The 4,245-nt window shown below is 55.7% G+C and carries 6 protein-coding genes and 1 pseudogene; 5 read left to right on the top strand and 2 right to left on the bottom strand.

Going from position 1 to position 4,245, the window contains the following annotated elements:
* Positions 1 to 69 precede the first annotated feature (69 nt).
* The 4 genes from CW742_RS07975 to CW742_RS07960 all read left to right on the top strand — a co-directional run bounded on the left by CW742_RS07975 (position 70) and on the right by CW742_RS07960 (position 2,950).
* A complete protein-coding gene (locus CW742_RS07975) occupies positions 70 to 528 on the top strand; it encodes a hypothetical protein (RefSeq protein ID WP_292418856.1) in 459 nt (152 codons plus the stop codon).
* 66 nt (positions 529 to 594) lie between these two features.
* Complete coding sequence (locus CW742_RS07970; protein ID WP_292418853.1) at positions 595 to 1,092, top strand: TspO/MBR family protein; 498 nt, start codon at positions 595 to 597, stop codon at positions 1,090 to 1,092.
* A gap of 6 nt (positions 1,093 to 1,098) precedes the next feature.
* On the top strand, positions 1,099 to 2,013 hold the full coding sequence (uvsE, locus tag CW742_RS07965) for a UV DNA damage repair endonuclease UvsE (RefSeq protein WP_292418850.1): 915 nt from the start codon (positions 1,099 to 1,101) through the stop codon (positions 2,011 to 2,013).
* 595 nt (positions 2,014 to 2,608) lie between these two features.
* Positions 2,609 to 2,950, top strand: coding sequence for a hypothetical protein (locus CW742_RS07960; protein ID WP_292418847.1), 342 nt, complete (start codon positions 2,609 to 2,611; stop codon positions 2,948 to 2,950).
* Positions 2,951 to 3,052: 102 nt separating this feature from the next.
* On the opposite strand, the gene CW742_RS07955 is transcribed toward CW742_RS07960, so the two are convergent.
* The gene (locus CW742_RS07955) at positions 3,053 to 3,391 is read right to left on the bottom strand and encodes a monovalent cation/H(+) antiporter subunit G (protein WP_292418846.1); all 339 of its coding nucleotides are present in this window, start codon (positions 3,389 to 3,391) and stop codon (positions 3,053 to 3,055) included.
* Entirely contained in the window at positions 3,388 to 3,648 is a 261-nt protein-coding gene (locus tag CW742_RS07950; RefSeq protein WP_292418843.1) for a monovalent cation/H+ antiporter complex subunit F, read from the bottom strand. Before CW742_RS07950 ends, CW742_RS07955 begins: the two co-directional genes overlap by 4 nt.
* Before the next feature lie 97 nt (positions 3,649 to 3,745).
* Here CW742_RS07950 and CW742_RS07945 point away from each other — a divergent pair.
* Positions 3,746 to 4,245: pseudogene (locus CW742_RS07945) on the top strand (phosphoadenosine phosphosulfate reductase); the annotation flags it as partial.

Raw genomic sequence — 4,245 nt, 5'->3', positions numbered from 1 at the left:
GTGCGGTAGGAAGGGAGGGGCTGGCGGTGCCTGCCAGCGAACTGGCTGCGGGTGGGGGGAGAGGGCGGGATGCTGCGAATCCACTGTGACACTGTAGAACGGACTGTTGTCATCAGCCGCGGGAAGGGTGGCTGCGGAAGGACCCATATGCAAATCTACACCCCCCAGCGGGAGGAGGAGACGTTCTGGGCCCATGGCACACCCATGAACCGGGTGGATGTGGAACGCGGCGTGTTCCAGCGTGAGAACATGGAATATCTCACGGGAGAGTACGAGGCGTTCCTGTACGCGGGCGACGACCAGGAAAAAACCCTGCTCCGGGTGAGCATGGAATGCAAAGACCTCTCCAGCTGCGACCGCGAGGGGGTTTCTGAACGGTTCAGAAAGTCGTTCTACTCGTGGAAACCATCGCTCCAGAAGAAACAGGAGGAGAACCTGTTCGAGATCGGGTTCAACTTTGTTCCCCCGAAAGGCCTTGAACTATCCCGCCTGCCCGGCCGGCCGAAACGGTTTGTTGACCGAAGGTGAACGGCAACCGTGGCGGTTCGTGGCACGAACTAAACTCATAAATCAGAAAACCGGGAATGAATGGTTATGGAACATAGCAACCGGATCTCAATCAAATCACCAGTAGCTCTGCTTGCCTTTGTGCTCGCCTCTGTTGTTGCCGGGAGTATCGGTTCGCTGGTCACGATCACGGGCCCCGCATCATGGTACTCCCTGCTGGTCAAACCCGTGTTCCAGCCCCCGAACTGGATCTTCGGCCCCATGTGGACCCTGCTCTTTATCCTGATGGGTATTGCCGCATATCTTATCTGGGAGCGGGGCATTAAAGAACCGGAAGTGAGGTTCGCCCTCTCTGTCTTCTGCATCCAGTTCGTCTTCAATATCCTCTGGTCGTTCCTCTTCTTTGGCATGCAGTCCCCCCTCCTCGGGCTCCTTGACATAATCATTCTCTGGTGGCTGATCCTTGCAACCATCATGACGTTTTACCGCGTGCGGAAGAGTGCGGCGTACTTCCTCATCCCCTATATCGCGTGGGTGAGCTTTGCAACCATTCTGAATGCCACGATTGTGCTGCTGAACCCGTAAACCCGGGTGAGCAGCCCTCATACCATCATGCGGATCGGGTATCCCTGTATCAACCGGAGTATCGGGTGCAGTGCCAACAAAACATTCCGGCTGGCATCGTACTCTGAGGAGCGGCTGATCTCAACCGTTGCGGAAAACCTCGCCTGCCTGAAACGGATCCTTCTCTGGAATGCAGAGCACGATATCCTGTTCTTCCGTATCACATCCGATTTGGTCCCATTCGCGTCCCACCCGGTTTGCACTTTCCGCTGGCAGGAACACTTCAACAACGAATTTGCGGAGATCGGTGAATTCATCACGAAAAGCGGAATCCGGATATCGATGCACCCGGACCAGTTTATTGTCCTGAATGCTCCGAATAAGGGTGTTGTGGACCGGAGCATTGCCGAGCTCGCGTACCACGCGGGCGTGCTGGACGCGATGGGCCTTGACAGGACAGCGAAGATCCAGCTCCATATTGGCGGTGTGTATGGGGACAAGGAGGCGAGCCTCGTCCGGTTTGCCCGGACCTGTGAACAACTCGATCCGGCAATCCTCCGGCGTCTTGTTATCGAGAATGATGACAACCGGTTCACTGCGCCAGACTGCCTTTCAGTCCACGAACAGACCGGCATTCCGGTCCTGTTCGATGTTTTCCATCATGCGTGCAACAATGCGGGGGAGGCGATGGAAGATGCCCTGCAGCTGACCGGGAACACCTGGAAGAAGTCCGACGGGGTCCCGATGGTGGACTACAGCTCGCAGCACCCCGGCAAACGGCCGGGCAGCCATGCCGACCATATCGACCCGGAAGATTTTTCCGCGTTTCTCCAACACTCACGTCCCTTTGATCGTGACATCATGCTGGAGATCAAGGACAAGGAATCGAGTGCCCTCCGTGCCTGCGATCTTGCCCGGAACGATTCCCGGTTCTGCCATTGACGGAGACGAAGGAAGGAATACTCTTGTCAGGATTGCGTGTTCGTAAAGGCGGACTGTACTGAACGCATGTGCGTCCACAGAGAGAAATTCCTGAAAACGAATCCAAAAAAAAGGTGTAGTGTTGTGTGCCAAGATTACTTCTTCTTAGCTGCCGCCTTCTTTGCTGGGGCCTTCTTTGCCGGCGTCTTCTTAGCTGCCGCCTTCTTTGCTGCTGCCATGTTGGTATCCACCTCCTACCGGAAAGGGTTATATTTTTTGTTATTTTGCCCGCTAATAAATATTTTGGTCGCAATGGCGTTTTTGGGCATAGAATCACCATAAACCAGCACTTTTACCCAAAAAAAAATGCTCATTTCTCCAAAAAAAGAGTATATCAGAGTAATACATCAGAAATTGCGCAAACCTATGCAAAGGGCTTCGTTTTCCGATCCGCGGACTTATGAACGATTCAGGGGGGTGAAAAACGGCCGGTTTCACGGGGAGGAACGCGCATTTTATAGGTGCGGGGTGCCGCATTTTTGAAACGGGGGCCGCATGGGGCCCGCAAAAACGCCTGGGGGCAACCTTTATTCCGCTCCAGAGCAACGCTACTCTTATGAAGAAACAGTTCATCCTGGGTCTCATCGGGGGGATTTGTGGTATCCTCATCGCCGTGTACGTGATCCTCTCGGCGATGAGCAGCGATCAAACCCTCTCCGGAGTCCAGACCGCATTGTTCTCCAGCCTCGGCCTGATGGGTGCCGCCATCGCTAACAAGGAGACGCGGTTTGCCGGGTGGATGCTCGTCTTTGCCGCGGTGTTCATCACTCTCTCGGTCCCGATCGCCGGGTCATTGAACCTCCTCTTCCTCTATATGCCGGCCGTGATCATTCTTGGTATTGCCGGCGTGCTCTGTTTTCTTGAACCGGAAGAGATCCGGGAGGAAGAACCGGAATAATACTCTTTTCGTGTATGTCAAAATCCAGAAAACCCTGATCTACTGTTGAGAAAACAGGGGGAAAAATTCGTGGGGAAAATGCCCGTTGCTTGTGCAGGCAGTTCACTTTTTTGCGTCGAGCGGTGGGACCGTTTCAGTAACGGTATCCTTGAGGATCCGTGTCACAACAACGGTACCGGCACCGAGAACGAGAGCGAGAAGGGCCGTGTGGGCAAGGAGTGCGAGATAGATCTCCTGCCCGGTCTCCTGGTAGGCATTGATGCCGTAGAGGAAGACGGACACGATCACGAGCCCCGCAGCAATCAGGCTTGCCCGCGATGCCGTGAACATCCGGCTCCGGATATCCGGGAAGATCAAGAGCCCGAAGAACCCGAGCACGCCGAATACGAACGATCCAAAGAGAAGGATCCAGATTGCACTGTCGAATACGAATGAACTCATGACACATCACCCCCGGTATACCGTGCTGCCGCGACGAGGGCAGTAAAACAGAGCAGGGCAAGGACGATGGTGATATCGAGAATAAACAAGGTACCCTGGGAGATACTGAGCGCGAGACCGGCTGCGGAACCGACCGTGACAGCGACCAGTGCTGCAAGGAACCGGTCGTTCCGGCTCTTTGTACGGACAACGCGGAAGAGCGCCCCCAGCGTGAGGAGGGCAAGGCAGGCTGAGGCAAGGAGCCAGGTATCGATCATATCTATCATATGGATGGGAAAGGAGGGTATTTATCGATAATCCCTTCCTGCCCGCCTCGTGGGTTTTTATTGCCGGAAGACGTATGATGAGAGAGAAATGCGTCCATCCTATCTTGGCAGGATCCTGCTCCGCTGGTGCGATACCTGCCACACACCGGTCATGGCAAAGCGCTGCGACTGTGGTGCTGAAACCCGTGAGGTCCCGGTCACCCCGCCGGGTGATGCACGGCCGGCATTTCCGGAAGATATTGCGCTCATTAATAGCATCTATACTGATCATTTCGGTGCCCCGCTCATTCCTGAAGGGCACCTCGCGTTGTTGAACAAGGTTCCCGACCAGGACAGGATGGAAGAGGTGATCGCTGGCGGCGGTGTTGCGGGCATCATCCGGTACTTCCCGGACAAACGTACATGGGAGCCGGTGCCCCGGCCCGAGGCCTGCAAACTCTTCACGCCAAAAAAACGCGTTGTCGTAGTGAGGGGCGACGCGGTTCGGTTCATCCGCGACCAGGGCCTGAGCGTGCTCCCGCCGGGGATGGGCTCGAGTGCCGATTCGGTCCGGGCCGTGGATGAGGTTCTCCTCATGGCACCTGCCGG

This window comes from Methanoregula sp., from assembly GCF_002835825.1.
In the GTDB taxonomy this organism is placed as follows: Archaea; Halobacteriota; Methanomicrobia; order Methanomicrobiales; family Methanospirillaceae; genus Methanoregula.
The sequence above is the reverse complement of the archived record's forward strand: the minus strand, read 5'-3'. Positions and strand labels throughout refer to the sequence as shown.